Origin of the sequence: Paenibacillus hexagrammi (genome assembly GCF_021513275.1) — a bacterium.
Lineage (GTDB): Bacteria > Bacillota > Bacilli > Paenibacillales > NBRC-103111 > Paenibacillus_E > Paenibacillus_E hexagrammi.
On record NZ_CP090978.1, the window covers coordinates 2,130,811 to 2,156,509 of the forward strand.

The window sequence follows — 25,699 nt, forward strand, 5'->3', positions numbered from 1 at the left end:
ACCCAACAGATCTTTTTAACAATATAGAGGCAGGTGTGGTTTTATGGCGATTAAAATTATTGTGAAAGACCCGGACCCGGTATTGCGTGAGAAAGCAGTAACCGTGACCAAATTCAACTCCAACTTACATAAGCTGCTCGACGACATGGCAGACACGATGTACGATGCTGAAGGCGTCGGTTTGGCGGCTCCGCAGATTGGGATTTTGAAGCGGGTAGTTGTCATGGATTGCGGCGATGAGCATGGGGGATTAATTGAAATGGTGAATCCGGAGGTCATTGCTTCCAGCGGTGAACAGACCGGACCGGAAGGCTGCCTAAGTATTCCAGGACTCCGCGGGGATGTCAGCAGACCGATGAAAGTCAAAGCCAAAGCGCAGGACCGCAATGGCAATGAGATTTTTGTTGAAGGTACTGAATTGCTGGCGCGTTGTATTATGCATGAGATCGATCATCTAAACGGTGTGCTGTTTACGGATTTGGCGCTCAAGACCTATACAGGCGAAGAAGAGGAAGATTCCAATTGAATATCATATTTATGGGAACGCCGGAATTTGCCGTGCCTTCCTTGCGTGCGCTTCTGGAAGAAGGGTATCGCGTAATTGCTGTTGTAACGCAGCCTGACCGTCCGAAGGGCCGCAAACGGGTGCTTACGCCAACACCTGTCAAGGTTGAAGCAGAGAAGCACGGGATTCCGGTCCTTCAGCCGGAAAAGCTGCGACAGGCGGAATCGGTGGAAGTATTGCGCGGGTTAAAGCCCGATTTGATAGTAACGGCGGCGTACGGTCAGATTTTGCCAAAATCTGTGCTAGAGCTACCCGAGCACGGCTGTATCAATATCCATGCATCCTTGCTGCCCAAATACCGGGGCGGAGCTCCGATTCATCATGCGATTATCCGCGGCGAACAGGTTACAGGCGTCACGATTATGTATATGGCTGAAGGGCTGGATACCGGCGATATGATTAGCAAGGTGGAGGTCACAATCGAGGACACGGATACCACCGGATCGATGTTCGATAAATTGAGCATAGCGGGTGCTGAATTGTTGAAAAGAACGCTGCCCGACCTTCTTGCCGGACGCCTACAAGCTGTTCCGCAGAACGAAGCGGAAGCCGTTTATTCACCGAATATTCGCAGAGAAGACGAGATCATCGATTGGTCTCGATCAGCAGCGGACATTTTTAATCAGGTTCGCGGGCTTCATCCTTTTCCAGGTGCATACACCTTATGGAATGGGGATGTCATGAAGGTATGGGCTTGTGCAAATCCAGTTTCCAAAGAGAGCGGAGATTCTCCGGCTAGCCGCAAGGAGGTTCATTTGCAGGGTGCCTCTGCTGCACCTGGCACGGTCGTTAACAGCGGTGAGCAAGGGATCGAAGTGAAGACCGGTAACGGAACAATCTGGCTTACGCACATTCAACCGGCCGGTAAGAAAGCTATGGATGCAGCCCAGTTTTTACGAGGAGTTAAGATTCCCGCAGGAACTGTGCTGGGCTAGGCAGGTTGCAATTACTATTTATGGAAAATCGCAACGCTATTTGCTGCATCGCAAAAGCGGGATATCAATAGCAATAGAATGAGGGAAACCAATTGTCAACGCAAAAACCAGAGCGTACGCAGGGCCGCGCACATGCAAGCAAGCGCCCCGCTGCGAACCACTCATCACCTGCGGGCGCAAAGCCGCCTGCAACCAAAACTTCAAAGCATCGATCCCAGAGCGCTGCGACAAGCAGCGCTGTTGCGCATTCGGCACGGGAAGCCGCGCTTGATGTGCTTGTTCGTGTCGAGGAAAACCAGTCCTACAGCAACTTACTGCTCAATCAGACATTGCAAAAATATGCGCTGGAGCGCGCGGATGCCGCGCTTACTACGGAGTTAGTGTACGGCACAATCGGCCGTAAGAACACGATTGATTTTTTTCTCGAACGTTTTGTCAGCAAGGGACTCGCTAAGCTGGAGCCCTGGGTAGTATGCTTGCTGAGGCTGAGCTTGTACCAGCTGAAGTATTTGGACCGCATACCTGACCATGCGGTCGTAAGCGAAGCCGTACAGATAGCGAAGCGCCGAGGCCATCAGGGCATCTCGGGCATGGTCAACGGCGTGCTGCGCAGTATCATCCGCAGCAAGGAAGAGCTGACGCTGCCGACCGCGTTCGGCGACGTCAAGCGCATCGCGTACGGCCATTCCCATCCGGAATGGCTCGTACGCCGTTGGATCCGCCAGTACGGTGTCGAGCTGGCGGAACAAATCTGTGCGGCGAACAATGAGCCGCCGCACTTGAGCCTTCGCGCGAACGCGATGCGCGCCGATCGCGAGCAGCTGCTTCGCGAGCTGCAGGAGAGCGGCATCCGCGCGGAAGCGTCGCCGCTGGCGCCAGCCGGCATCCTTGTGCAAGGCGCCGGCAACATGGCGCTGGACCCCCGCTTTCAGCAGGGGGACTATTCGATTCAGGACGAGAGTTCGATGCTCGTCGCTGAGGCATTGGACCCGCAGCCGGGCATGCGGGTGTTGGATTGCTGCGCGGCGCCGGGAGGTAAGACGGCGCACATCGCAGAGAAGATGAACGACCAGGGTGAAATCTGGGCGTGCGATTTGCACGAGCACAAGCGCAAGCTGATCGAAGATCAGGCTAAGCGGCTCGGGCTTACTTCCATCCATACACTTGTTATGGATGCGTTAGAGCTGCCGGAGCACTTTGCTCCGGAATCGTTCGACCGCATCCTGCTGGATGCGCCTTGTTCGGCTTTCGGCGTAATCCGCCGTAAGCCGGATTTGAAGTGGGCCAAGGAAGAGGAGGATGTATCGAACATCTGCAACCTTCAATCAGCACTGCTCGATAAGGTGCATCGTTTGCTGAAGCCAGGAGGGATACTGGTGTACAGTACTTGTACAATTGAGCGATCCGAGAACGATGAGTTTGTCCGACATTTTCTGGAGCAGCACGATGAGTTTGATTTGGCACCGCTGCCGTCAGAGGCTTTTCAAGCGATTGAACAGCAGGATGCACAAGCCGGAATGGTGCAGATTTTTCCGCAGCAGTTCCGTTCAGACGGCTTCTTTATCGCCAGACTTCAAAAACGCAGATAAGGCGCTGGAATGTTGGTAGAGGTAAATGATGAGCTCAGCAGTCATTGGTGAAGCGCAGTACTTGCCATTGGCTGCTTGCTGATACTATCTACACACAGGCAGGGGGATGTGTGTTCGGTCTCTGTTTGTGATAAAATACATAAGATTAGCAAAACTTTTCTGACTAAATAATCAGGTTGTGATCAATGTGAAACCATTTGTGTATGATTTAAATTGGGACGAGTGGCAAGACTGGGTAAAAGAGAACGGTGAGTCCGCCTTCCGGGCCGGACAAATATTCGACTGGCTGTACGTGAAGCGCGTTTTCAGCTTTGATGACATGACGAATCTTCCCAAGGCGCTGCGAGAGAAGCTCAAGGAGCAATTCGAGTTTGTTACACTTTCAGAGATTGCCAAGTATCAGTCTCAGGATGGCACGGTGAAGTTTCTCTTTGAGCTGGAAGACAAGAATGCAATTGAGACGGTGGTCATGAAGCATAATTACGGCAACAGCATTTGCGTGACTACACAGGTGGGCTGCCGAGTGGGCTGCACGTTTTGCGCTTCGACGCTGGGCGGCTTGAAAAGAGATTTGCGTCCTGGAGAAATTGTTGCGCAGGTTGTTAAAGCTCAAAAACTATTGGATGAAACGAATGAACGTGTGAGCTCCATCGTCATTATGGGGATCGGCGAGCCATTTGAGAACTATGAAGCGACGATGAATTTCCTCCGGGTCATGATCCATCCGAAGGGACTAAATATCGGTCAGCGTCATATTACCGTTTCTACCAGCGGAATCGTACCGAATATTTACAAATTTGCTGATGAGAACCTGCAAGTGAATTTGGCTATTTCCATTCATGCTCCGAATGATAAGCTTCGTTCTAAGTTGATGCCGGTGAATAGGAGATTTCCATTTAACGATTTGGTTGAAGCGTGCAAGTATTATACCGCTAAGACCGGTCGCAGGATCACATTTGAGTACGCGTTAATGGGCGAGGTGAACGATCAGCCGGAGCATGCGGAGGAGCTGGCCCAGGTGCTTAAGGAAATGCCGCTTAGCCATGTGAATCTAATTCCAGTAAATTTTGTTGCCGAGCGGGACTTTAAAAGAACGCCTAGAGACGATATTTTCACATTTCAGCGTATTCTCGAGAAAAACAAAATCAATGCGACCATACGCCGTGAGCAAGGCAGTGACATTGCTGCGGCCTGCGGACAACTGCGTGCCAAGCATATGGAGAGCAAGTAATGAGGTGAAATCGGGATGAAGATGGTAAGCCGGACGGATATCGGCAAGGTTCGAATGGTGAATGAGGACCGAGCTGCGATCCACAAAGAGCTGAACGGGTTGTCACTGGCAATTGTAGCCGACGGCATGGGCGGTCACCAAGCTGGGGATATTGCAAGTACAATGGCGATTGAACTGATTGAGACTGGCCTGCAGGGCATACATTGGGGAATGCCGGTAGAGGAATGTAAAGCGGTGATGAAGCAGGCCATTGAAACGGCAAACGAAAAGATTTATGAGTTCGCCTCTCAGAGAGAAAATTATCATGGTATGGGCACGACGGTCGTCGCCTGCATCGCTTCGCAAGAGCTGCTGATTATTGGCCATATCGGAGACAGCAGAGCCTATAAAATCGACAGTGATACCATTACGCAGCTGACGGAGGATCATTCTCTAGTTTATGAACTGGTCAAAACCGGGCAGATTACACTGGAGGAAGCGGATCACCACCCTAGGCGCAATTGGATTACCCGTGCGCTGGGAACCGAGCCTACAGTAGAAGTTGATTTGTATGAGGTGGCTTGGCGCAAAGGCGAGACGATTCTCATTTGTACGGATGGTCTTAGCGGCTTAGTTGACCCTGCATTCATCAAGGAGATTGTCAAATCCCATCCTGATATAGAGGAAGCAGCTACCAAGCTTGTAGCAAGTGCACTGGATGCCGGTGGAGATGATAATGTGACAGTCGTACTGTTTACGCATGATACTGAATCGGACGAGAAAAAGGGGTGATGAGAGTTGATCGGTAGAAAGCTTGGAGGCCGTTACGAAATCCTGGAGAGGATTGGCGGAGGGGGATGGCTTTAGTTTATAAGGGGCATGATTTGCTGTTGAACCGTAAGGTTGCGGTTAAGGTGCTCCGTCAGCAATACGTTCACGATGAGGAATTCATCAGACGTTTCCGCAGAGAAGCTCAAGCGGCCGCTTCACTTTCTCATCCCAACGTCGTGAGTATCTATGATGTCGGGCAGGAAGGCGAAGTCCATTACATTGTGATGGAATATATCGAAGGAACAACCTTGAATGATTTGATCAAGGAAAAAGCTCCGCTTCAAGTGGAGGAGGCTGTGCACTACGCCAGTCAAATTGCAGATGCGCTGGATCATGCACACCATAATGAGATTATTCACCGCGATATCAAGCCCCACAATATTTTGATCGGCAGGAACGGGCGAGTGAAGGTAACGGATTTCGGCATTGCGCGCGCCGCTACATCTTCTACAATTACGCAGACTGGCTCCGTAGTGGGTTCGGTTCATTACTTTTCACCTGAGCATGCGAAGGGGACGAATACCGGTGAGAAGTCGGATATTTATTCGTTAGGCATCGTTATGTATCAAATGCTGACGGCCAAATTGCCTTTTTTAGGCGAGAGCCCGATCAGTGTAGCCCTTAAGCATTTGCAAGAGGAAGTGGAAGAGCCTCGGAAGGTGAACCCGCTTATCCCGCAAAGTGTGGAGAATGTGATTCTCAAGGCAATGAGAAAAAAGCCGGAGGAACGGTATCAATCCGCTAAACAAATGATGGAGGACCTCGATACCTGCCTTCATGCGGATCGCCGAAATGAACCGAAGGTTACATTCTGGGATTCGGAAGGAATGGATGACGAGCGGACCTTGGTGATGCCTGCGATACGGCCGAATCAATTGAATGATTTCAAAGAAGAAGAACCGGCAGAAAAACCGGTCTGGCGGGAAGAGTCTGCTCCTCCCAAGAAGAAGACCTGGATCAAACCGACGATATGGATTGTCGTGCTGCTTATTGTTTTGGGCGGCATGTGGTATCTGGTTGGCTTTGTGAAAGGAATGTTTACGGTTGAAACCGTTGAAGTGCCGAATGTAGAGCATAGGCCGCTGCTTCAGGCGCAGGCTGAGCTTACGGCAGCAAGACTTACTTCAAACGTCGTATACGAAAAAAGCGATGAAGCAAAAGACGTCGTGGTGCGTCAAGATCCAGTCGGGATGAGGCTCAATGTAGGGACGAAGGTTACTTTATACGTCAGTGAAGGTGTGGCCAAGGTCCAACTGGACAATTACGTTGGGCAAACACTGGCCGATGTCAAACTGAAGCTGCAAGCGCTGGGTATCAATGACAATCAAATTACGATTAATCAAGGTACCGCCGAGGAAAAGGCGGATATTATTCAGCAGCAGACACCTTCTCCTGGGCAAGAGTTTGAGCTGGAGAAAGCGGCAATTACCTTGACGGTGAGCAAAGCAAAAGAAACCTTCAAGATGCCTGATCTAGTCGGCATGTCCGAGGAAGATGCGAAAAAGCAAATTACCAAGCTCGGACTTAAGCTCCCGGCGAATGGCATCACACGTGAAAAGAGCTATAAATACCCGAAAGGGAAAGTGACGAAGCAGTTCCCGTTTGACAAGGATGCGGAAGTGTCCAAAGGCGAAGAAATTACCTTGGTGATCAGTGACGGATTGCCTGAAGATGCAGGCCAGCTCAGTGTGAGCATTCCGGTGAAGCCGACCGAGGAAGGCAAGGATTCGGAATTCAAAATTGTTGTGAGCGATGCTCAGTACGACAATTTCGAATACAAAACGGAGCGGGTTAGCAAGCCGCAAAACTTGGAGGTTAAGGTCATCGTTTCGCCGGATAAGAAGGCGGTCATCTTAATCAAAGAGGGAGACAACCTGATCAACTCCATCACTAGGACTTACCAAGATTATGAAGATCAAAAGAACGGTAAAACCGTATCTCCGAATCCGAGTGTATCGCCGAGTACCACACCTAAGCAGCAAAATAGCGGCCCTGCTATTCCCGTAGGCGGTTCCGGAAGCGGCGCAGGGGCCAAGGCCAAACGGAGAGCATCAAGGCTATACAAGGGACTGGAGGACAGGATTAATGCCGCAAGGATTCATTGTGAAGGCATTAAGCGGTTATTACTATGTACTGCCGGAAGGCGCAAATATCAGGGAGATTGATACGATCACCTGCAGAGCCAGGGGAGTGTTCAAAAAGAAGAACATTTCCCCTCTGGTAGGGGATCAAGTCATGTATGAGCTTACGGAGAATGGGGAAGGAACGGTAACCGAAATCCTTCCCCGCACATCTGAGCTCATCAGGCCCCCCATTTCTAATGTGAATCTGGTCGTTCTTGTGTTTGCCGTCACAGAGCCGGTTCTTAATTTACAACTGCTCGATAAGTTCTTGGTTCATATTGAAAGTACAGGGCTGGATGTCCTACTTTGCTTCACGAAGCATGATCTGCTTGCTGAGAATGAAGAAGCAGGAAGCGGACAGCTGACTGTAGCTGAATTTGATCAGATCCGTAAGCTGTACGAAGAAATTGGATATGCGATCGTTACAACCAGCTCCAAGATGCATAATGGCATTGGAGCGGTTCAGGATGCCTTAAAGGACCGTTTGAGTGTGTTTGCCGGTCAATCCGGCGTCGGTAAATCCTCGCTGCTCAATGAAATGATCAGAGGGATCGATCTTGAGACGAATGCGATTAGTCAACGGCTCGGAAGAGGAAAGCATACCACTAGGCATGTGGAGCTTCTTCCGCTTGAAAGCGGTGGATACGTAGCTGATACTCCAGGGTTCAGTCAGCTGGACTTCATGGAGCTTGAAGCCGAACAATTGGGCAGCTGTTTTAAAGAATTTGTGCCGTTAGCCGAAGAGTGTAGGTTCCGCGGCTGCCTCCATCAGCACGAACCGAACTGTAAAGTGAGAGAAGCTGTAGAGGAAGGCCGGGTGGCAGCGTCTCGTTACGATCATTATTTGTTGTTCTTAACTGAAATGAAAGAACGGAAGAGGAGGTATTAACCACAATGGTAGTTGTCGCGCCATCTATTTTATCGGCAAACTTTGCCAAGCTTGGGGAAGAAATTAAAGAAGCGGAGCAAGGCGGCGCGGATTGGATCCATGTGGATGTGATGGACGGACATTTTGTGCCGAACATTACAATCGGACCGCTAGTTGTCGACTCGATTCGACCTATAACGAAGCTGCCGCTCGATGTACATTTAATGATTGAGCAGCCGGACCACTACATCGCCGACTTTGTAAAAGCTGGCGCAGATTTGATTTCTGTGCATGTTGAAGCCTGTACGCATTTGCACCGGACACTTAACTTTATTAAAGAAAACGGCGTCCGTGCAGGAGTGGTGTTGAACCCGGCGACTCCAATTTCGCTCATTGAGCACGTGTTGGATGAGAATCTGGATCTGGTATTGATTATGACGGTCAATCCGGGTTTCGGGGGACAAGCGTTCATTCCCGGCATGCTGGACAAAATCAAAGCGCTGCGGGCGCATGCGAATGCGAAAGGACTTCATAAGCTGCATATTGAGGTGGATGGAGGAATTAACGAGGTTACTGCTCGCCAAGTGGTTGAGGCGGGAGCGGATGTACTGGTAGCCGGCAACGCCGTGTTTGGAAAGCCGGATCGTGCTGATGCGATACGCCGAATTCGCGGGTAGCTTGAAAGGGAGCTGGAGCCTTTGAAAATTCTCTGGTTGTTCATTTACAGCCTCATGTGCGGTGTGTTGTTAACGCTGTACACGAATATCCACGATATGTCCAAATTTTTGTTTTCATTAGGTGCTCTATACGCTGGAATTCGTTTCTTTAGACGTTTTGAAGAGAAGGCGCACCGAATTTGGTTCATCGTTCTTTCCGTGGTCATTTATTTCATGTTGAGCCTAGGATTTGCCCTATACTCGTATTCGGGCAGCATAACTGGATAGAACTCGCATACATATAGTTACAAGAGCGACATGCTCTTGTAGCTTTTTTTGCTTTCTGGAGACGGTTCTTACTAAGGAAGCAATCCATTTGAAAGCACGTTTTTGCGGTCTGGGCATATACTGTGATGACGATGCAAGGAGCAGTGATGCAACCTGTGAAGCTTACTCTTTCGGAGTAAGTTTTCTTTGCGAAAACTCTAAGGAGGGGTAGAAGATGAAGTTCTACACAATCAAGCTGCCAAAATTTTTGGGTGGATTCGTGAAGGCCGTACTTAACACATTCAGCAAAAACTAGGCTAAGCGATACTTAACCCAGAAACGCAAAAAAAGCACCGGTTAGGTGCTTTTTGTCTATCTTGCCGCGATTAAACGCGAGTCACTTTACCGGACTTCAACGCACGTGTACTTACGTAGACACGTTTAGGTTTTCCATCAACGAGGATGCGAACCTTTTGAACGTTAACACCCCAAGTACGCTTGTTTTTATTGTTAGCGTGGGAAACGTGATTTCCAGTGCCTGGACTTTTACCTGTAATAAAGCATTTGCGGGACATGTTTGACACCTCCTTCGGCAGTATACAAAGCAGCCTGGGTGGCAAGCCTAAGCTTGACATGACAGCTTTCCTCATAGTTAGACTTGGCTTCTTCTATTCATGTGATGCAGCCAGAAAAAACATACTCAGATATAATAGCATAGCCCAGCAAGCCTAGTCAACGAGTTACCTGTATTTTTACCGTTTATTTATTGTTTATGTTATAGTAGAATGAAGATTAGTCCATAATCACTTACATAGAGAGTAAGATTAGGTTGCAAATGTCGAAATACGTCGGTCAGGCCGGAATGCGAATGGATATGAATTCGCAGATACTGCGCGCAGCTTATTCGAAAGAAACACGTTTTCTTAAAGAAAACGCGAAGGAGTTGTTATAGAATGCCAATTGAAATCAGTACGGAATTTGGAAAAGTAACAGTTACCAATGAAGTGATTTCCACCTTAGCGGGTTCCGCCGCTCTAGAATGCTATGGACTTGTTGGCATGGCAACAAGAAAACAGCTGAAGGATGGAATTGCCGAGCTGCTCGGAAGAGAGAATTTCAGCCGAGGCGTTGAGATCAGACGCGAGAACGGCCGACTTGAAATTGATCTTTATATTATTGTCAGTTACGGAACCAAGATATCTGTCGTTGCCAGCAATGTGCAAACGAAGGTTAAGTATATTTTAAATGACGTCGTGGGTCTTCATGTGGACGATGTAAATATATTTGTTCAAGGTGTTCGTGTGGCCAAATAGCCCTGTAACCAGGAAGGAGAATACGCTTTGAGTAAGCGCTTTATTTCAATAAATGGAAATGACTTCGCCGCCATGGTCTTTGCGGGAGCGGATAACCTGAATCGGAATGTGGATCGGGTTAATGGACTTAATGTCTTTCCCGTTCCTGATGGAGATACCGGCACCAACATGAATTTGACCATCACCTCAGGCGTTGAGGAACTGAAGAAGAAGCCATCCCCTCATATTGGGAAAGCAGCTGACGCGTTGTCCAAAGGGTTATTGATGGGTGCCAGAGGAAACTCAGGCGTTATTTTGTCCCAGTTATTTCGCGGTTTCGCTAAATATGTTCATGACTTGGAAAGTGTGAATGTCCAGCAGTTCGCAGCCGCTTTGCAGCAGGGCGTGGATACGGCATATAAGGCCGTAGTAAAGCCTGTTGAAGGTACAATCTTAACTGTATCCAAAGAAGCGGCCAAGCATGCCGTTCAATACCGCCGCGGGGGCGACATATTGGATCTAATGCTAGAGGTATTGAGTAAAGCCAAGGAAGCCCTCGCACGGACACCTGAACAGCTTCCTGTCCTCAAGCAAGTCGGTGTTGTGGATGCCGGGGGACAAGGGCTTGTATGCGTGTATGAAGGATTTGTTGCAGCCCTTCGGGGGAAGTGGACTATGATAGCGATGACTTTGCTTCCATGGATACGACACTAAGTGGTGTCTCTGCGGTTTCTACGCTTCAATTAGCGAAAGAAGCTCATGCTCATCTGCCTGCGCAGGCGCATTTGGCTACAGATGATATAGAGTTCGGTTACTGCACAGAGTTCATGTTAACGATTCAAGCGGTGAAAGTGAAGGGTTATGATTTCAATGAAGGACGGTTTCGCGAGCAGCTAAGCAAGCTGGGGGATTCCTTACTTGTGGTTGCGGATGACGAGCTCGTTAAGGTTCATATCCATGCAGAATACCCAGGCGAAGTCATGAATCAAGCTATGAAATACGGTGCACTTAGTCGGATCAAAATTGAAAATATGCGGGATCAGCATACACACATTTTAGAAGATGCTGACTTGGTCGGACATGTATCGGCAGACGCTCCGGAGCTTGCTGTTGAAGAAATCAAGGCGCCAGCAGCTCCAAGTAAGCCTTATGGCTTCGTAGCTGTTGCAATGGGGAGCGGAATTACGGACATTTTCTCGAGTGTGGGCGTTGATGTAGTCCTCTCCGGCGGACAAACGATGAACCCAAGTACGGAAGATATCGTGAATGCCGTCAAGCATATTGATGCCGCGACCGTGTATGTGCTTCCGAATAACTCCAACATTATTCTTGCAGCCCAACAAGCTGCGGAATTAGTGGAGGACAAGCGGCTAGTTGTCATCCCGACGAAATCGATACCGCAAGGACTTGCTGCGATACTGGCATTCCAGGACAAAGCAGACGCTGCCTCTAATACGGAAGCAATGTCTGCTGCTTTAAAGAAAGTGAAATCCGGTCAGGTCACTTATGCGGTGCGGGACACGAACATGGATGGCATTGAAATCAAGCAGGGAGACTTCATTGGGATCGAAGACGGTAAAATCGTTAGCTCCCATGCCAACCTCATGGATGCTTGCAAAAAGCTTCTTCAGGTCATGATTGAAGATGGAAGTGAAATCGTTACGATCTTAACCGGTGAAGAAGCTAAAACTGAAGAAACGGAATTGCTCGAAGCTTTCATACAAGAAAAATTCCCGGAAATGGAAATAGAGCTTCATCCAGGTGGACAACCGCTGTATGCGTACATTTTTTCAGTGGAGTAAAACGTATAAACGGGAGGGAAGCCGTTGAATTCTATTCGTATTGTAACGGACAGCACCGCTGATATTCCATTGGAAGTAAGGCAAGCTTTGAATATTGAAATGGTGCCGTTGAAAATTTCATTTGGTGACGAACAATATCTCGATGCAGTTTCGCTGCAGTCCGATCAGTTTTATGACAAGCTGAAAGCATCGTCCCATTTTCCAAGAACATCACAGCCGTCAACAGATGAATTTTTATCCGTATACAAACGGCTAGCTTTAGAGCCTGGGACTCAGGTTCTTTCTATCCATTTGTCCTCAGCGCTTAGCGGAACGTTTCAGTCGGCTAGCATTGCAAGCATGATGCTCGAAGAAGAGACAGGTGTCAAGGTTCATGTGCTCGACTCACGGTCAGCATCCTACGGGATCGGAGCGTTAGTCGTGTATGCGGCGGAAGCGGCTCGAGATGGACAGAGTGTGGAACAAATCATAGAACGAATCCAGCTCATGAGAGAGAACTTTTACATTTATTTTTTGGTAGATACGCTGGAGTTCTTGCAAAAAGGCGGTCGAATCGGCAAGGCCTCCGCTTTATTCGGTTCCCTGCTGAATATTAAACCGATTCTTTCCATTGACTCTGAAGGAGAAGTAACGGCTGTAGATAAGGTTCGCGGCTCTAAAAAGGCCATTGCTCGTATTATGGAGCTGTTGGATGCGGATTTATCCGGACGAAGCATTCGCAAGCTCTACATTGCGCATGCGAATAACGGGGAAGGGGCAGAGCTGCTGCGGGAGGCGATTGCGGAGCGGTTCGGCGAGATGCAGGTCGAGTACGTTATTTTAGGGCCTGTTATTGGCGCTCATGCCGGTCCGGGGACAATCGCAGCCTTTGTCAGCGCGGTGTAATGAAAGATGAGTTTACATGTAAAAGAAGTTCGTGAAGTCCATGGAGTAGGAGCTCAAAAAGCAGTTGAGCTCGCCTCCATGGGCATTTTTACAGTTATGGATTTATTGGAATACGTTCCATACCGCTATGAAGATTACACGGTACGAGAGCTGGCAAGTGTCAAAGATGGTGAACGTATCACTGTACAAGGGGTCATTGTAGGAGAACCAGTGCTTCAGCGATTCAGCGGAAAAACCCGCCTCTCTTGCAGAGTGATGGTGGATCAGTTTCTGCTCAATGCGGTATGGTTTAACCGACATTTTCTGAAGGACCGCTTACGGCCCCAGCAGGAAATCGTACTCACTGGCAAATGGGACGGCAAGCGCAGGCAATTGTCCGTGTCCGACTCGGAGTTCCCCGGACAAGCTGCCTCCAAGACCGGCACGGTCCAGCCGGTCTATTCCATAGCAGGCACGCTCACTCAAAAGTGGATGCGGAAGGTGATTCAGCAGGCGCTAGCGCAGTACAGCGATGAGGTAGAGGAAGTGCTGCCGGAATCGTTGACCGGCAGATACGGGTTCATGCCGCGCGGCAAGGCTCTAGCCGTCATCCACACGCCGAGCGGCGTGGAGGAAGGCAAGCAGGCGCGCCGGCGGATGGTGTACGAGGAGCTGTTCCTGTTCCAGCTCAAGCTTCAAGCTTACCGCGCGGTCACCCGCAGCCGCTCGGACGGGGTCAAGCAGCAGGTCGACCTGCCTGCTGTACGCGCATTCGTGCGCGCGCTGCCCTTCCAGTTGACGGAGTCGCAGAAGAAGGTCGTTGCCGAGATCCTGCATGATATGCAGGAGCCTTACTGCATGAACCGGCTGCTGCAGGGCGACGTCGGGGCAGGGAAAACAGTCGTCGCGGCTATCGCGCTTTTTGCGACTGTGAAGGCAGGCCTCCAGGGAGCGCTGATGGTGCCAACCGAAATATTAGCTGAGCAGCACAAAAAATCGCTCGATAGGCTGTATGAGCCTTACGGACTGCAGGTGGCCTTGCTGACAGGCAGCTCGACAGACCGACAGCGAAGGGATCTGTTGGCCTCCCTGCAGATGGGGCTAATCGACGTTATTGTAGGCACTCATGCACTTATTCAAGAGGATGTATATTTCCGCCAACTAGGACTGGTTGTAACGGATGAGCAGCACCGCTTTGGTGTCAATCAACGCAGCATCTTGAGACGTAAAGGCATGAATCCCGATGTGCTCACGATGACCGCGACACCGATTCCTCGAACTCTAGCTATCACGGCTTTTGGAGATATGGATGTATCGACTATTAAAGAGCTTCCCAAGGGTCGTAAGCCGATCAAAACCTATTCGGTCCATCATTCTATGCTCGAGCGGGTGCTCAGCTTTATAGACAGGGAAGTGTCGGCTGGCAGACAAGCTTACGTCATTTGTCCGTTAATTGAAGAATCAGAGAAGCTGGACGTTCAGAATGCCATTGACGTACATATTCAATTACAGCAGCATTTTCCAAGTATGAGCATTGGTCTTCTTCACGGTCGAATGAGCGCGCAGGAGAAGGAAGCTGTCATGCAGGCGTTCAAGGAAGGCCTTGTGAAAACGCTGGTGTCGACGACAGTCATCGAGGTTGGTGTCGATGTGCCGAACGCAACGCTAATGGTCGTGTATGATGCGGACCGCTTTGGCCTGTCTCAGCTGCATCAATTGCGTGGACGCGTAGGAAGAGGAGAACATCAGTCTTATTGCGTCTTGATTGCAGATCCCAAAACGGAGGTTGGCAAAGAGCGCATGAAAGCGATGACGGATACGTCGGACGGCTTCGAAATTGCCCGCCGCGACCTCGAGCTGAGAGGTCCAGGTGATTTTTTCGGAACAAAGCAAAGCGGTGTACCGGATTTTCGGATCGCCGATATGATGGTTGATTTCGAGGTCATGGAACAGGCTCGTGACGATGCGGCGGAGTTGGTGTCGGCATCGTCCTTCTGGACCGGAGCTGAATATACGCAGCTCAGAGCCTATTTGCAGAGGACGCAGGTGTTTGATAATGAAGTGCTCGACTAATGTCGGACATCCCTAGAACTAATGGAATTTCAATAATTTTCAAGGAGACAGAATTCATCTGCGATTGACAGATGAGAGTCTGTCTCTTTGTTTGTCTCTCATTCAGATACTCGAATTACAATACTCCCATATATTTCATCATCAACATACGCAACAAGTTTCCATAAGCCAGGGGAAGGGATGCTCATGAGGGTTGGTACTTGTGCATCTACACCTTCTGAACCATAAGCGATTGCATAATTTTCAACAATGGTAAGTGGTCTTGCCCCTTGTGTACTTGCTGTTAATTTAAACGTTCCTTTGACCAACTTCTTCTGGTCTCCCCACAAAAACCAGTGAACACCTTTTTGTTTCCCTGCAATAAAAGCAGTATCCAAAATACCTATCTTTGCTGGTTGTCCAACCATTGTTCTTTCTCCTACGCTAAATATAGGGCTAGTTTTCCACTCTTGTTCATGAACATTTGCTTGGTTGGAAACTTTATTGTTATTCCAGTTTATGTGGATTAATAATGAGAATAGCAAGCTTACTACAAACAATGAACCAATCAAGATATCATTTTTCTTCATCATTCCCCTCCCTTGAATTATGGGTTTCATGAGCACTTAATTATTGTACGACACCTATTCATGGTAGTTGCGTTGTCTTGACTTGACCATCTCTCCATCCTCATCGGTTATGGGCAACGCATTCGTGTGAATTAAGGCAGTATTTGACCCTGCTTGCAATCCCTCTTATGATGGAAATGTGATGCCTAAAGGATTGGGGGACGAAAGATTGACTTTATTTTATATATATCTAATAGCCATCAATTTTTTTACATTTATTGAGATGGGACATGATAAAGCGCAAGCCAAAAAAGGCGGACGCAGAGTGCCGGAAAAACGGTTATTTTTATTGGCGGCTTTCGGGGGAGCCATTGGCGGTTGGCTTGGCATGCGAGCATGGCGTCATAAGACCAAACATAGTTCCTTTGTCTATGGCTTTCCGCTGTTGATTGCGCTCAATGCGATTTGCGTTATTTTAATAGCTATGTATGTGTAGCTTGATGCGTTACCATCGAACGAATGAGAGTCATGAGGCAGCTAGTTCTTGGTTTGGGGAGTCGTAGTGATAGGTTGCTTTATTTCAAAAAGCGTAACGGTCAGTTTCACGATGGAAACTCATAGTATAAGTACATGTCGAGAAATCGGAGGTGCTTAGGCATGAGTTATCTAAAGTATGGAATTGATCCGTTCTCGTTGAGCGAGTGAAGGTGAAATTGAAAAATCCCCAAACGAAGGAACGCGTGAAGCTGCTGCTGCAGGATGTAACGAAAGCAGATTTGCAAAGCAGAGCAAAGGTGCGGCAATTGCTTGGCAAAGCAGGGCAACTATTGGACGAGAAGCTGAGTGAGAGCCAAAGCTCAACAATCATTGATACGATTATCGGCTTAAAAATCGATCCATCCAATACGTTTCATTTGATTAAGCTGTGGGCTATGTTTCGCTAAATGCTGCATAAGGAAAAGCGTAACTATGACAGACATTAGACTACGCCAACGCATAGGTATGAGTATAAACATTAGCTCAATCATAAGGCAGGGCTGTGTGCTGACTTCCGAAGACTATTCGGCTGGTCGGCACTTTTTTATGCTGGTTTTTTGAGCTGGTAACGAAGCCGTGAGACTAACGATAGAGTGTTGTGAGGGATCTGATTAAGGGGTTAGATTCAGCCCTCGTGATTCGAATGCTGTCACGAATTGACGCAAACGATTGTTTTTCACATAATGAAGGATAGTGTTATACTCTTTCAGGACGGAGGTGATACCCGTGTGTGGACGTTATACCATTACCGTAACCTTGGAGGAACTGATTCTAAGGTATCATATTGATTCTGTAACCACTCCCTATCATCGGCCCAAGTACAATGTGGCACCAGGACAGCTTGTCATGGCCATTGTAAATGATGGAGAGAAGAACAGACTCGGAGAATTAAAGTGGGGGCTTATACCCGGATGGGCCAAGGATGAGAAGATCGCCTACCAGACGATCAATGCCAGGGCGGAGACGCTTACGGACAAGCCGGCGTTTCGCGCTTCTTTTCAGAGAAAGCGTTGTTTGATCCCAGCGGATTCCTTTTATGAATGGAAGGGATCTGGCAAGCAAAAGCAACCGATGCGGATTGTTATGAAAAGCAGAACTTTGTTCAGCTTCGCAGGTTTGTTTGATACATGGGTTTCTCCGGAAGGAACCCGAATTTCAACCTGTTCGATTGTAACCACAACACCGAACCGGTTGGTTGCAGGAATTCATGACCGGATGCCTGTCATTTTGAATCCTGAGGATGAATCGATTTGGCTTAACCGCAGCCTCACTAATCCGTCAGAACTGCAGCATCTCCTTAAACCCTACCCAGAGGATGAGATGATGGCTTATCCAGTTTCCAACAGGGTGGGCAATGTACGCAATGATGACGAACAATGTATTGAGGAATTGCAGCTTTTACTATAAACCGCAGGGAGAGTACACGTATGAAAGGGCGTTTCGCCGTAACCTTTGGCATCATACTGCTTATTGTCGGAGTCGTAAACGGATATATCGGCTGGCATGGGCATGTATTTTTGGCTCATTTGATGGGTTCTTATTATGTTCCATCCGTATACTGGATTATATTTTGGATCGCTTCGTTGTCGTATCTGCTAGCTTGGCTAGGTAAAAAAATCATGCCCTATGGGATTTCAAGCTTGTTTAAGCAAATCGGCTCATACTGGTTTGCGTGTATGCAATTCGGTCTGTTATTGCTGCCGCTTGCAGATCTATCGGCGTGGCTGCTTCATTTGGCATCTGTTCCGTCTGATACTTATGTTAGGGCAATAGGCAGTGTGATACTGCTAATCTGGGCACTTATCTTCATTCGAGGTTCCTATAACGCACGTAGTCCGATTATACGCAAATATGAAATCACCATTCCCAAACAAGCCGGCGACTGGAGTCAGCTCCGCATTGCGGTTGCTTCCGACATCCATTTAGGGACGGTGGTGGGAAATAAGCATCTTCAAAAGCTTGTTGATCGGCTAACTCTTATGCAGCCTGATTTAATCCTGCTGCCAGGCGATGTCATCGACGATGATATCCGTCCATTTATTCGAAAGCGAATGGGGGAAGTGATGCGTCAACTGAAGGCGCCTTTAGGTGTCTTTGCTGTTCTTGGCAATCATGAGTATATCGGCGGGCATATTCCAGCGTATGTGGCCGAGATGAATAAAATCGGGATACGGGTATTAATGGATGAGGTCGTACTGCTTGCGGATAGGCTGTATGTTGCGGGTCGCAAAGATAAGGCATCAGAAGGCATGTCAGACGGCAGAATGCCGCTGGAGCAGCTAGTGAAGGGGCTTGATCCAAACAAGCCGTTGATCGTGATGGACCATCAGCCGTACCATTTGGACCGGGCTGCGGCTGCAGGAGCGGACGTTATGCTGTCCGGACATACCCACCGAGGGCAATTGGCACCGAATCACCTCATTACGGGGAGGCTGTTCGAGCTGGATTGGGGGTATCTTCGTAAAGGAGACTTCCATGCTATTGTTTCATCGGGCTTCGGCACATGGGGCCCCCCGTTGAGACTGGGGAGCAGATCGGAAATCATTGAATTAGTCATACATTTTAGACAGGAAGAAAGAAAAGAGGGCTTATAACATGGAAGACACCGAAAAAAGCTGATCACACCGAAGGAAGCAGCTGCAGCTATGATGCAATTTACCATGAAAAGTATTGAAAACGGCTGGGATTCATTCAAACCGTCTTTATCCGTCTATTTGGAAGAGCCAATGCTTAGTGAAGCCAAAGAAGACGAGCTGCTGAGAGAAATATATATGGCAGCACTTTCATTGGAACTGTATTGTATTCCGTTTGCGTTTGAACCGGAAACGGCTGCTTTGATTAGTAAGGAGATGGCCGCCATTATGGCCTCGGAAGCTTTTGCCTCCCATCAATTAGCAGAGCCGATCCATCAAATCTATATTCCGCTCTTTCAGCAGGTCAGCGCGAGCTTGCCGGATGAACATGCCCTAGCACTCGTGGAAGCGGCAGCGACGATCTTATATGAGCGTCTGAATTTACCGCGTAAGCCTGCTCATGCGGAAACTAGCCTATTATGGGCAAAGCTGGTTCCTTACTTGATTCAAGCGGTCGGTAAATGGCCGATTATTCTTTCCAAATTTACGATTCAATCCTCTTAAGCAAAGGCGGGATTCGACGATGAATACCAAGCGCATCACAGTATTTGTGCTTTCCGGTTTTTTGGGAAGCGGGAAGACGACATTATTGACGCAAGCGATTGATCATTTTGGCGAAATGGGCCGTAAAACGGCTGTGATTATGAATGAAATCGGAGAGGTGAACCTTGATGGGCAGCTGGTTGATGCCAGTGTCCCGATGGCCGAGCTTTTGGGTGGCTGTATTTGTTGTTCAAGCAGGGGCGACCTGGCTGCGACTTTACACGAGCTGGTGTTAAGCGAAAAGCCGGATATGATTTTCATTGAATCTACAGGTGTGGCGAATCCGATGGAAATCTTGGATGAAATTACAGATGCTTCGCTAATATTGCCTGTTGAGCTTAAGGCGGTCATCACGGTGGTGGATGCTCCTCAACTGCTGGAATTAAGCCGGACAAGCCGCGGTAAAACATATCGCTTGATGCAGGATCAAATTCGCTGCGCAAACTTGCTGCTGTTGAATAAAACCGATCTGCTGCCGCCAAGTGAGCTTACTGAAGTTGACGAGGTCGTACGTGAATGGAACGAGCATGCGAAGCTGGAGTATACCGTGTTCAGCCGTGTTGATATGAGACTGTTGGAGTTATTCGAGGAAGATAATGAAGCGGTTCTACATGCTGCTCATACACACATGACGGACAAAGGTCACGAACATGTTTGTACAAGTAATTGCGATCATCATGATCATGATCATGAGCATATGCATTCGGAAGGGCACGTACAGGCAGCATCTGGACATCATCATCATACTCACGATCATGTGATGGCGTATACGCATTTTTTCGAACATCCCGTGAATAGTCACTCGTTCGAAGCGTTTGTCAGCAAGCTGCCGCAGAACGTGTACCGGGCTAAAGGGGTTCTCACCTTTTCCGATACGCCTAGTAGGTTTATGTTCCAGTATGCATACCGCGAAATGGACTTTGTCAAAATTACTCCGAAAGCCGAGGTTCCGAATGTAGCCGTATTTATTGGCGAACAATTCTCTAAAGATGCTGTTCGAAGTGCACTATTGGAACTGGAGCGGGAGGAACAATCCCTATAGGATTCAGCAGCCTGCTGAAACGATCAATTTTACTGGATTGACTTGACTCTTGTACGCTCTATACGGCACTATAGAAAAGAACATTCTACAATAGAGGAGCAATACAAGTGGGTACCCATGCGGATACGGTTCATCAGATACTGCAAGCCATGTCTCAGCACGGCTGGAGAATTACGGAACAGCGCCGAAGTTTAGCGACACTATTTGCCGAGTCTGGGGGATACCTGTCACCTAAAGACGTTTATGAATATATGAAGGTCAAATATCCTGGTGTAAGCTTCGATACGGTCTATCGAAACTTAAGGCTGCTTAGCGAAATGGGCGTCCTTGAGCAATTCCACCTGGCCGACGGATTGAAGTTCAAAGCTAGCTGTCAAACTCACCATCATCATCATATGATCTGTATTGGCTGCGAGAAGACGGTAACTTTTGAGTTTTGCCCGATGAAGCACTTGACGGATCTTCCCGGTAACTTTGAAATTCAAAGCCACCGCTTCGAAATCTTCGGTTATTGTTCCGACTGCAAAGCCTCCTCGGTAGCAGGCGCTCATGTTTGATAGGCACGTAAGGGCAACTGATCAAGAAGGAAGAATTTATTATAATAAATCTTTCCATGTGCAAAACTGTGTAAGAAGGCATATACTAAATCCACACTAAGAATTTGGAGGTACCTTTAGACCAATGAAGTAATTACGTTCCCACTCTAATCTGCAAATCGAACAGGTATTGTTTGGGCAGACTCTGCATGAACAGGTAGAGCGAGTAGGATACGTATGTCTAAAGGAACGGACTCCAAATTTGAAATATGCTTGACAGTGACCACTGGGCTGATTATAGCTAAAGAATGTTACATTCTTCTGATTCATGTAGAGGAAATATTAGCATTCTGGTTAGCCCATCGGCTTGCCCTGTGAATCGGGTGAGATCCTTTATGGGTTTCTGGGTGATGGTTGCTTTCTAGCATGGAGCTTTATCCTTATTCATATGCATTTGGATTCGCTGATCCTGACCGCAGACGTCTGTCTGTGGTTTTTTGCATATTTCTCTTAAGGAGGCAGTAAGCCTATGACCATATGTATGAAAGCAATTCAGCTCATGAAGGAATTTGCCGGGAAAACTCTTTTTGAACAAGTAGATCTTGAAATTCACCATGGAGAACGCGTCGCGCTTTATGGACGTAACGGTTTAGGGAAAACTACGCTGCTCCGGATACTCGCTGGGGCGGTGCAGCCGGATGATGGGCGCGTGGAGCGGCGATTAAGCATGGAGGAATGGGGGTGGATGGAGCCGCTTGCGGAAGAGGAAGTAACGATCCCAACCTTGGAGTTCGTTCGGATGGGCAGCCCAGCCCACAACGAGGCGCTGCGCTCGCTCAAAGCTGTAGAAGTGCGCATGAAGGATGCTTCTGCTGAGCTCGAAACTTTGTTTGCCGTCTATCAGGAGGTCTCGGAGCGGTATTTGCAGCTGGACGGCTATGAGTGGGAGTCCCGCGTGGAGCGGATGCTGCTGCGGCTCGGTCTGGGCAGCGAGCTGTGGGAGCTGCCGCTCAGCTCGCTGAGCGGCGGACAAAAGACGCGCGCGCAGCTCGCGCGTCTAATGGTGCGCGAGCCGCAGCTGCTGCTGCTCGACGAGCCCACCAACCACCTCGACGGCGAATCCCTGGATATACTTGAAGCGTGGCTTCAAGCATATCCGGGCACCGTCGTCTTCGTCTCGCACGATCGGCAATTCATCGATCGTGTGGCGACATGCCTGTATGAGCTGACGCCAACAGGCTGTCGCAGATACAAGGGCGGGTATACGGAAATTACCCGCCAGAAGGAGCTGGAGCGCCGCACGCAGGAGGCGCTCTACCGCAAGCAGCAGCTCATGCGCGAGCAGCTGGAGGAGAGCATCCGCATGTACCGGCAGTGGTTCCACCAGGGCGAGAAGAGCGCTCGCCAGGCGGAGGTGCCGATCCAGCGGGGCTATTTCCAGGCTAGGGCCGGTACTCACATTTCGCGTATGAACGCGAAGATGAAGGAGCTTGGCCGCCTGGAAGCGGATAACGTCGAGCAGCCGCGGGATCCGGCTCAGCTCAAACTGAGCCTGGGCGCGAGCGAGTTCGCGTCCTCTACGCTTGTGCGGCTATCGCAGGCCGCATTCAGCTATGGCGGCGATCGGGAGCTGTTGGCCGGGGTCAGCTTCAGCGTGGACCGGGGGATCGACTTGCCGTGTGCGGTCCCAACGGGGCGGGCAAATCAACACTGCTGAAGTTGTTGACGGCGCAGCTGAAGCCTGCGGCAGGGAGCGTTTATGTGCATCCCCAGGTGAAAATCGGCTATTTTTCCCAGGAGCTTGAAAACCTGGACGAAGATGCGACGCTGCTGGAGCATTTGCTGGTTCTGCCTTCCATGACACAAACTCTTGCACGTACTATTCTGGGCTGTTTCCTCTTCTCAGGTGAAGATGTGCACAAGCGAATCGGTGATTTGAGCATGGGTGAGCGATGCCGCGCAGCATTCTTGAATCTATACTTCAGCGGAGCGAACTTATTGGTACTGGATGAGCCGACGAATTACCTGGATATTGACACACGTGAGCGGATTGAGCATGCACTGGGACAGTTTCCGGGGGCTATGGTGGTTGTATCGCATGACCGGTATCTAATTCGGAAATTAGCGACAAAGCTGTTATGGCTGCATGCAGGCGAGAGTCCTGCTTCATTTGAAGGAACGTATGACGAATATATGGAGTCCCTGCATGAACGTGGGCAGTCGGGAGCTTCCTTGGAGATCAGCAATGAAAGAAGACGTTTGGAGCTGGAGCTGACGCAGCTGATGACAAGTGACCAACAAGTGAATTCAGAACAACAGGATCATTTGCTGCAGCGGGTGCGGGAAATCAAGGCGAGGCTGGCGGATCTGCAATGATAATGAACCCCACAAAGCCCAGTCTTGGCTATGAAGTTAGTTCAGGTACTTGGCGGGGAGCCCCCCATATATAAATGATGATGTTAATAAAGCCGGAAGAAATTGCCTTGTTCAGGCATTCTTCCGGCTTTTTGATTACTTGCTTTTGGATACCTGCAGCAGTTCCGGAACCGTAACAAATGTGTACCCAGCGGCTCTAAGCTTGGTAATTAGAGGTCCTAGGGCTTGAACCGTACCGGATAGGTCTTGGCTATCCGCACCGCCGGAATGCTGAAGAATGATAGATCCTGGCTTTGTTTGCCGCATAATATTTTGCATGACCTGATCGGATTTTAATGATTTCCAATCTAATGAGTCTACGTTCCAGTTGATGATTAAATAGCTGTGGTCTGCGACCCATTTGACTTGTTCCTCATTGATGGCGCCGTAAGGCGGACGAATGAGCCTCGGTGTATACCCGATTAAGCTTTGCAGCACGCTTTCCGTATCCTCAATTTGGCTTTGAAATTTCTGAACCGATAGCTTAGGCAAATTGGCGTGGCTGTAAGAATGATTTCCTATGACATGGCCTTCTCGGACAATTCGTTTTACCACATCAGGGTGTTCGCTCGACTTAGCTCCCAGCAGGAAGAACGTTGCTTTCACGTGATTTTCCTTGAGAACGTCCAATACCTTTGGGGTATAGCGGCTGTCAGGTCCATCATCAAAGGTAAGTGCAATTTTTTTCTCATTAGCTGGCCCTCTCAGCTTGAAGGTGTTGGGGTACTTCAAAACAAGCTGAGAAAGGGTTAGCCTTCGCGTGCTTCTCGCTTTCGATTGGTTCTGATTAACAGCTACGGTCTGTTTTTTGGCAGTCTTCGGATTCGGAGTTGCTTTTTTTGCGACAGGAAGCTCCTCCGTAGGAACTGCTGAAGGGCTCGGACCTGCTGTCGGCATCGGCGTTGCTTGTATAACCGGAGTGGGAATCGGTGAGGACGAAGCTAACGGAAGCTTTGGAATGGAGGTCGGCATCATCGGCAGATTTGCTGATTCTTTAACCTCAGGGGAATCGAAAGATTCATCATTTGTTGAAAGCTCAAGCTCTTGTTTAGTATAGTTTTGTTCCCGTTGGGTTTCGTTATGGTCCGCTCCGCAGCCTGCTGTGAGCTGAATAAGCATACATGATAATACCGCAAGCCACAGACGATTGGTCACGTGAATTCCCCCTACAAGTCGTATAGCTCTAGGATTTGATGACTCCCCATTTCCTATCCTTTGGAATAGATGGAAGCGCAGCTGTTGAACTAAATGTTAAAAAGGCTCGTCATAAACTGTACCAAGGCTCTTAAAGAAGTTGCGTAAGTCTTTTTGAATGGTAGAGAGGCGGTGAAGGTGATGTTTAATCTGGACTTGAGATTCATCAGTCTTCTAGTGCTGTTTGTCCTTATGGGCACCGGGTGTTCTATCTATAAGACAGCTCAAGAGGTAGGTGCGGCGGATGTTCGGCCTTCCTCGACAGATATGCGAGTACATACCGGTGTTGAGGTGAATGTGCAAGATGCCGTTCATGCCGCGTCGAAGGATCATCCAATAAAAGACATTCCGCAGGGGTGTATGGTTTTTGTTGATGGGTTATTTGGTTACGGAATTAAGCAGAATGGAAGCGCAGTGGAGCTGCTGCTTACAGATAACGGAGGGGAAACTTGGACACCACGGCATCAATTGGATGGGGTTACGTGGGTATCGGGGTTGTCCTTTTTGGATAAAGATACAGGCTGGCTGCTGGCGAAGAAGGATGGCGAGGATCACAACGAGCTGCTGTTAACAGTAGATGGCGGGGAGACTTGGGAAGTGATTTCAACGCAGCTGCACAACCTTGGAGATTTGAAGGAACAGCTATTTTTTCGTTTTTTTGATCGGCAAAACGGTATGATTGCTTGGGAAGCTCCAACCGGGATGCAAATTTTAAGAACTCAAGACGGCGGTCTTGCTTGGAATATATCCGATAATGGGCTGCTCCCCGAGGGCGGCCGCGGCGTTTTCACATTTGTCTCTCCTTCGAAAGGGTGGTATGCCGTATCCGATCCAAAGAAGAAGCTGCTCCAGCTGTATCAAACAAGCGACGGAGACAGATGGCAGCTCTCTGGCAGGCTAAAAAGTGAGTTGAATCCAATTGCTATTGCGTTTCCTAGTGTTGACGATGGCTGGATCCTGATGCAAAATTCTGTCTCGCAAACGTGGTCACTCGTTCGAACGTCGGATGAGGGTCTGACTTGGACCGAGCACGCCTTTCCCTCTACGTTTGCGCCGATGAAGCATCGCTTAACCTTGACTGCTGTGCAAGAAGACCATAGTTGGATTCTAGGATCCAATGGACTATGGAGATCGTTGAACGGCGGATTGAATTGGAACCGATTGGTGCTTTAACAA

General features: G+C 48.9%; 24 protein-coding genes and 3 pseudogenes. 24 read left to right on the forward strand and 3 right to left on the reverse strand.

Annotated features, from left to right (window positions below):
- Positions 1 to 43: 43 nt before the first annotated feature.
- From def to spoVM, 10 genes and pseudogenes are all read left to right on the forward strand, one after another.
- Positions 44 to 526 carry a peptide deformylase gene (gene def / locus L0M14_RS09275; RefSeq protein WP_235121840.1) on the forward strand — a complete coding sequence of 161 codons (483 nt, stop codon included), beginning with the start codon at positions 44 to 46 and terminating at the stop codon, positions 524 to 526.
- On the forward strand, positions 523 to 1,500 hold the full coding sequence (gene fmt, locus L0M14_RS09280; RefSeq protein WP_235121841.1) for a methionyl-tRNA formyltransferase: 978 nt from the start codon (positions 523 to 525) through the stop codon (positions 1,498 to 1,500). The genes def and fmt overlap by 4 nt, the downstream gene beginning before the upstream one ends.
- A 92-nt stretch (positions 1,501 to 1,592) precedes the next feature.
- Complete coding sequence (gene rsmB, locus L0M14_RS09285) at positions 1,593 to 3,089, forward strand: 16S rRNA (cytosine(967)-C(5))-methyltransferase RsmB (RefSeq protein ID WP_405030827.1); 1,497 nt, start codon at positions 1,593 to 1,595, stop codon at positions 3,087 to 3,089.
- 187 nt (positions 3,090 to 3,276) lie between these two features.
- The gene (gene rlmN / locus L0M14_RS09290; protein WP_235121842.1) at positions 3,277 to 4,320 is read left to right on the forward strand and encodes a dual-specificity RNA methyltransferase RlmN; all 1,044 of its coding nucleotides are present in this window, start codon (positions 3,277 to 3,279) and stop codon (positions 4,318 to 4,320) included.
- Between the two features lie 15 nt (positions 4,321 to 4,335).
- Positions 4,336 to 5,091 (forward strand): Stp1/IreP family PP2C-type Ser/Thr phosphatase, encoded by a 756-nt coding sequence (locus L0M14_RS09295; RefSeq protein ID WP_235121843.1) that lies wholly within the window; start codon positions 4,336 to 4,338, stop codon positions 5,089 to 5,091.
- A 6-nt stretch (positions 5,092 to 5,097) separates the two neighbouring features.
- Positions 5,098 to 7,295, forward strand: a pseudogene (pknB, locus tag L0M14_RS09300) (Stk1 family PASTA domain-containing Ser/Thr kinase).
- The gene (gene rsgA / locus L0M14_RS09305) at positions 7,216 to 8,142 is read left to right on the forward strand and encodes a ribosome small subunit-dependent GTPase A (RefSeq protein WP_235121845.1); all 927 of its coding nucleotides are present in this window, start codon (positions 7,216 to 7,218) and stop codon (positions 8,140 to 8,142) included. The pseudogene pknB and the gene rsgA overlap by 80 nt, the downstream one beginning before the upstream one ends.
- 5 nt (positions 8,143 to 8,147) lie before the next feature.
- Positions 8,148 to 8,798, forward strand: coding sequence for a ribulose-phosphate 3-epimerase (gene rpe / locus L0M14_RS09310; RefSeq protein ID WP_235121846.1), 651 nt, complete (start codon positions 8,148 to 8,150; stop codon positions 8,796 to 8,798).
- Positions 8,799 to 8,819: 21 nt separating this feature from the next.
- Positions 8,820 to 9,065, forward strand: coding sequence for a hypothetical protein (locus L0M14_RS09315; protein ID WP_235121847.1), 246 nt, complete (start codon positions 8,820 to 8,822; stop codon positions 9,063 to 9,065).
- 214 nt (positions 9,066 to 9,279) lie between these two features.
- Positions 9,280 to 9,360: a stage V sporulation protein SpoVM gene (gene spoVM, locus L0M14_RS09320; protein ID WP_014652194.1), complete on the forward strand. Its 81-nt coding sequence runs from the start codon at positions 9,280 to 9,282 to the stop codon at positions 9,358 to 9,360.
- Positions 9,361 to 9,430: 70 nt separating this feature from the next.
- Here spoVM and rpmB read toward each other — a convergent pair whose 3' ends face one another.
- Positions 9,431 to 9,619, reverse strand: coding sequence for a 50S ribosomal protein L28 (gene rpmB / locus L0M14_RS09325; RefSeq protein ID WP_235121848.1), 189 nt, complete (start codon positions 9,617 to 9,619; stop codon positions 9,431 to 9,433).
- A gap of 378 nt (positions 9,620 to 9,997) precedes the next feature.
- Between rpmB and L0M14_RS09330 the strand changes: the two genes are divergently transcribed.
- The 4 genes and pseudogenes from L0M14_RS09330 (at position 9,998) to recG (ending at position 15,075) form a co-directional block, all read left to right on the forward strand.
- Entirely contained in the window at positions 9,998 to 10,357 is a 360-nt protein-coding gene (locus L0M14_RS09330; protein ID WP_235121849.1) for an Asp23/Gls24 family envelope stress response protein, read from the forward strand.
- A 27-nt stretch (positions 10,358 to 10,384) separates the two neighbouring features.
- Positions 10,385 to 12,138, forward strand: a pseudogene (locus L0M14_RS09335) (DAK2 domain-containing protein).
- Between the two features lie 24 nt (positions 12,139 to 12,162).
- Entirely contained in the window at positions 12,163 to 13,023 is an 861-nt protein-coding gene (locus L0M14_RS09340) for a DegV family protein (RefSeq protein WP_235121850.1), read from the forward strand.
- Positions 13,024 to 13,029: 6 nt separating this feature from the next.
- Positions 13,030 to 15,075 (forward strand): ATP-dependent DNA helicase RecG, encoded by a 2,046-nt coding sequence (gene recG, locus L0M14_RS09345; protein ID WP_235121851.1) that lies wholly within the window; start codon positions 13,030 to 13,032, stop codon positions 15,073 to 15,075.
- A 98-nt stretch (positions 15,076 to 15,173) separates the two neighbouring features.
- Here the strand turns inward: recG and L0M14_RS09350 are convergent, their stop codons facing one another.
- Positions 15,174 to 15,644 carry a DUF4871 domain-containing protein gene (locus L0M14_RS09350; RefSeq protein ID WP_235121852.1) on the reverse strand — a complete coding sequence of 157 codons (471 nt, stop codon included), beginning with the start codon at positions 15,642 to 15,644 and terminating at the stop codon, positions 15,174 to 15,176.
- A gap of 181 nt (positions 15,645 to 15,825) precedes the next feature.
- Here L0M14_RS09350 and L0M14_RS09355 point away from each other — a divergent pair, with 181 nt between their 5' ends.
- From L0M14_RS09355 to L0M14_RS09395, 9 genes and pseudogenes are all read left to right on the forward strand, one after another.
- Positions 15,826 to 16,119 carry a DUF1294 domain-containing protein gene (locus L0M14_RS09355; RefSeq protein WP_235121853.1) on the forward strand — a complete coding sequence of 98 codons (294 nt, stop codon included), beginning with the start codon at positions 15,826 to 15,828 and terminating at the stop codon, positions 16,117 to 16,119.
- Positions 16,120 to 16,280: 161 nt separating this feature from the next.
- Positions 16,281 to 16,567, forward strand: a pseudogene (locus tag L0M14_RS09360) (stage VI sporulation protein F).
- A gap of 319 nt (positions 16,568 to 16,886) precedes the next feature.
- Positions 16,887 to 17,567 carry an SOS response-associated peptidase gene (locus L0M14_RS09365; protein WP_235121854.1) on the forward strand — a complete coding sequence of 227 codons (681 nt, stop codon included), beginning with the start codon at positions 16,887 to 16,889 and terminating at the stop codon, positions 17,565 to 17,567.
- Between the two features lie 20 nt (positions 17,568 to 17,587).
- A complete protein-coding gene (locus L0M14_RS09370) occupies positions 17,588 to 18,754 on the forward strand; it encodes a metallophosphoesterase (protein WP_235121855.1) in 1,167 nt (388 codons plus the stop codon).
- 51 nt (positions 18,755 to 18,805) lie between these two features.
- On the forward strand, positions 18,806 to 19,297 hold the full coding sequence (locus tag L0M14_RS09375) for a hypothetical protein (protein WP_235121856.1): 492 nt from the start codon (positions 18,806 to 18,808) through the stop codon (positions 19,295 to 19,297).
- 19 nt (positions 19,298 to 19,316) lie between these two features.
- Positions 19,317 to 20,378 (forward strand): CobW family GTP-binding protein, encoded by a 1,062-nt coding sequence (locus L0M14_RS09380; RefSeq protein ID WP_235121857.1) that lies wholly within the window; start codon positions 19,317 to 19,319, stop codon positions 20,376 to 20,378.
- Between the two features lie 149 nt (positions 20,379 to 20,527).
- A complete protein-coding gene (locus L0M14_RS09385) occupies positions 20,528 to 20,935 on the forward strand; it encodes a Fur family transcriptional regulator (protein WP_235122863.1) in 408 nt (135 codons plus the stop codon).
- A gap of 508 nt (positions 20,936 to 21,443) precedes the next feature.
- The gene (locus L0M14_RS09390; protein WP_235121858.1) at positions 21,444 to 22,631 is read left to right on the forward strand and encodes an ATP-binding cassette domain-containing protein; all 1,188 of its coding nucleotides are present in this window, start codon (positions 21,444 to 21,446) and stop codon (positions 22,629 to 22,631) included.
- Positions 22,592 to 23,290, forward strand: coding sequence for an ATP-binding cassette domain-containing protein (locus L0M14_RS09395; RefSeq protein WP_235121859.1), 699 nt, complete (start codon positions 22,592 to 22,594; stop codon positions 23,288 to 23,290). Before L0M14_RS09390 ends, L0M14_RS09395 begins: the two co-directional genes overlap by 40 nt.
- Positions 23,291 to 23,425: 135 nt before the next feature.
- On the opposite strand, the gene L0M14_RS09400 is transcribed toward L0M14_RS09395, so the two are convergent.
- A complete protein-coding gene (locus L0M14_RS09400) occupies positions 23,426 to 24,484 on the reverse strand; it encodes a polysaccharide deacetylase family protein (RefSeq protein ID WP_235121860.1) in 1,059 nt (352 codons plus the stop codon).
- A gap of 180 nt (positions 24,485 to 24,664) precedes the next feature.
- Here L0M14_RS09400 and L0M14_RS09405 point away from each other — a divergent pair, with 180 nt between their 5' ends.
- Entirely contained in the window at positions 24,665 to 25,696 is a 1,032-nt protein-coding gene (locus L0M14_RS09405; RefSeq protein ID WP_235121861.1) for a WD40/YVTN/BNR-like repeat-containing protein, read from the forward strand.
- Positions 25,697 to 25,699 lie beyond the last annotated feature (3 nt).

Bases quoted from the DNA above. Each gene is read 5' to 3' on its own strand.
- spoVM (WP_014652194.1), top strand. From the start codon at position 9,280: ATGAAGTTCTACACAATCAAGCTGCCAAAATTTTTGGGTGGATTCGTG.
- L0M14_RS09385 (WP_235122863.1), top strand. From the start codon at position 20,528: ATGTCTCAGCACGGCTGGAGAATTACGGAACAGCGCCGAAGTTTAGCG.
- L0M14_RS09355 (WP_235121853.1), top strand. From the start codon at position 15,826: ATGCCTAAAGGATTGGGGGACGAAAGATTGACTTTATTTTATATATAT.
- L0M14_RS09405 (WP_235121861.1), top strand. From the start codon at position 24,665: ATGTTTAATCTGGACTTGAGATTCATCAGTCTTCTAGTGCTGTTTGTC.
- rpe (WP_235121846.1), top strand. From the start codon at position 8,148: ATGGTAGTTGTCGCGCCATCTATTTTATCGGCAAACTTTGCCAAGCTT.
- L0M14_RS09370 (WP_235121855.1), top strand. From the start codon at position 17,588: ATGAAAGGGCGTTTCGCCGTAACCTTTGGCATCATACTGCTTATTGTC.
- rsgA (WP_235121845.1), top strand. From the start codon at position 7,216: ATGCCGCAAGGATTCATTGTGAAGGCATTAAGCGGTTATTACTATGTA.
- rpmB (WP_235121848.1), bottom strand. From the start codon at position 9,619: ATGTCCCGCAAATGCTTTATTACAGGTAAAAGTCCAGGCACTGGAAAT.
- L0M14_RS09380 (WP_235121857.1), top strand. From the start codon at position 19,317: ATGAATACCAAGCGCATCACAGTATTTGTGCTTTCCGGTTTTTTGGGA.
- def (WP_235121840.1), top strand. From the start codon at position 44: ATGGCGATTAAAATTATTGTGAAAGACCCGGACCCGGTATTGCGTGAG.
- recG (WP_235121851.1), top strand. From the start codon at position 13,030: ATGAGTTTACATGTAAAAGAAGTTCGTGAAGTCCATGGAGTAGGAGCT.
- L0M14_RS09375 (WP_235121856.1), top strand. From the start codon at position 18,806: ATGATGCAATTTACCATGAAAAGTATTGAAAACGGCTGGGATTCATTC.
- L0M14_RS09390 (WP_235121858.1), top strand. From the start codon at position 21,444: ATGACCATATGTATGAAAGCAATTCAGCTCATGAAGGAATTTGCCGGG.
- L0M14_RS09295 (WP_235121843.1), top strand. From the start codon at position 4,336: ATGAAGATGGTAAGCCGGACGGATATCGGCAAGGTTCGAATGGTGAAT.
- L0M14_RS09330 (WP_235121849.1), top strand. From the start codon at position 9,998: ATGCCAATTGAAATCAGTACGGAATTTGGAAAAGTAACAGTTACCAAT.
- L0M14_RS09350 (WP_235121852.1), bottom strand. From the start codon at position 15,644: ATGAAGAAAAATGATATCTTGATTGGTTCATTGTTTGTAGTAAGCTTG.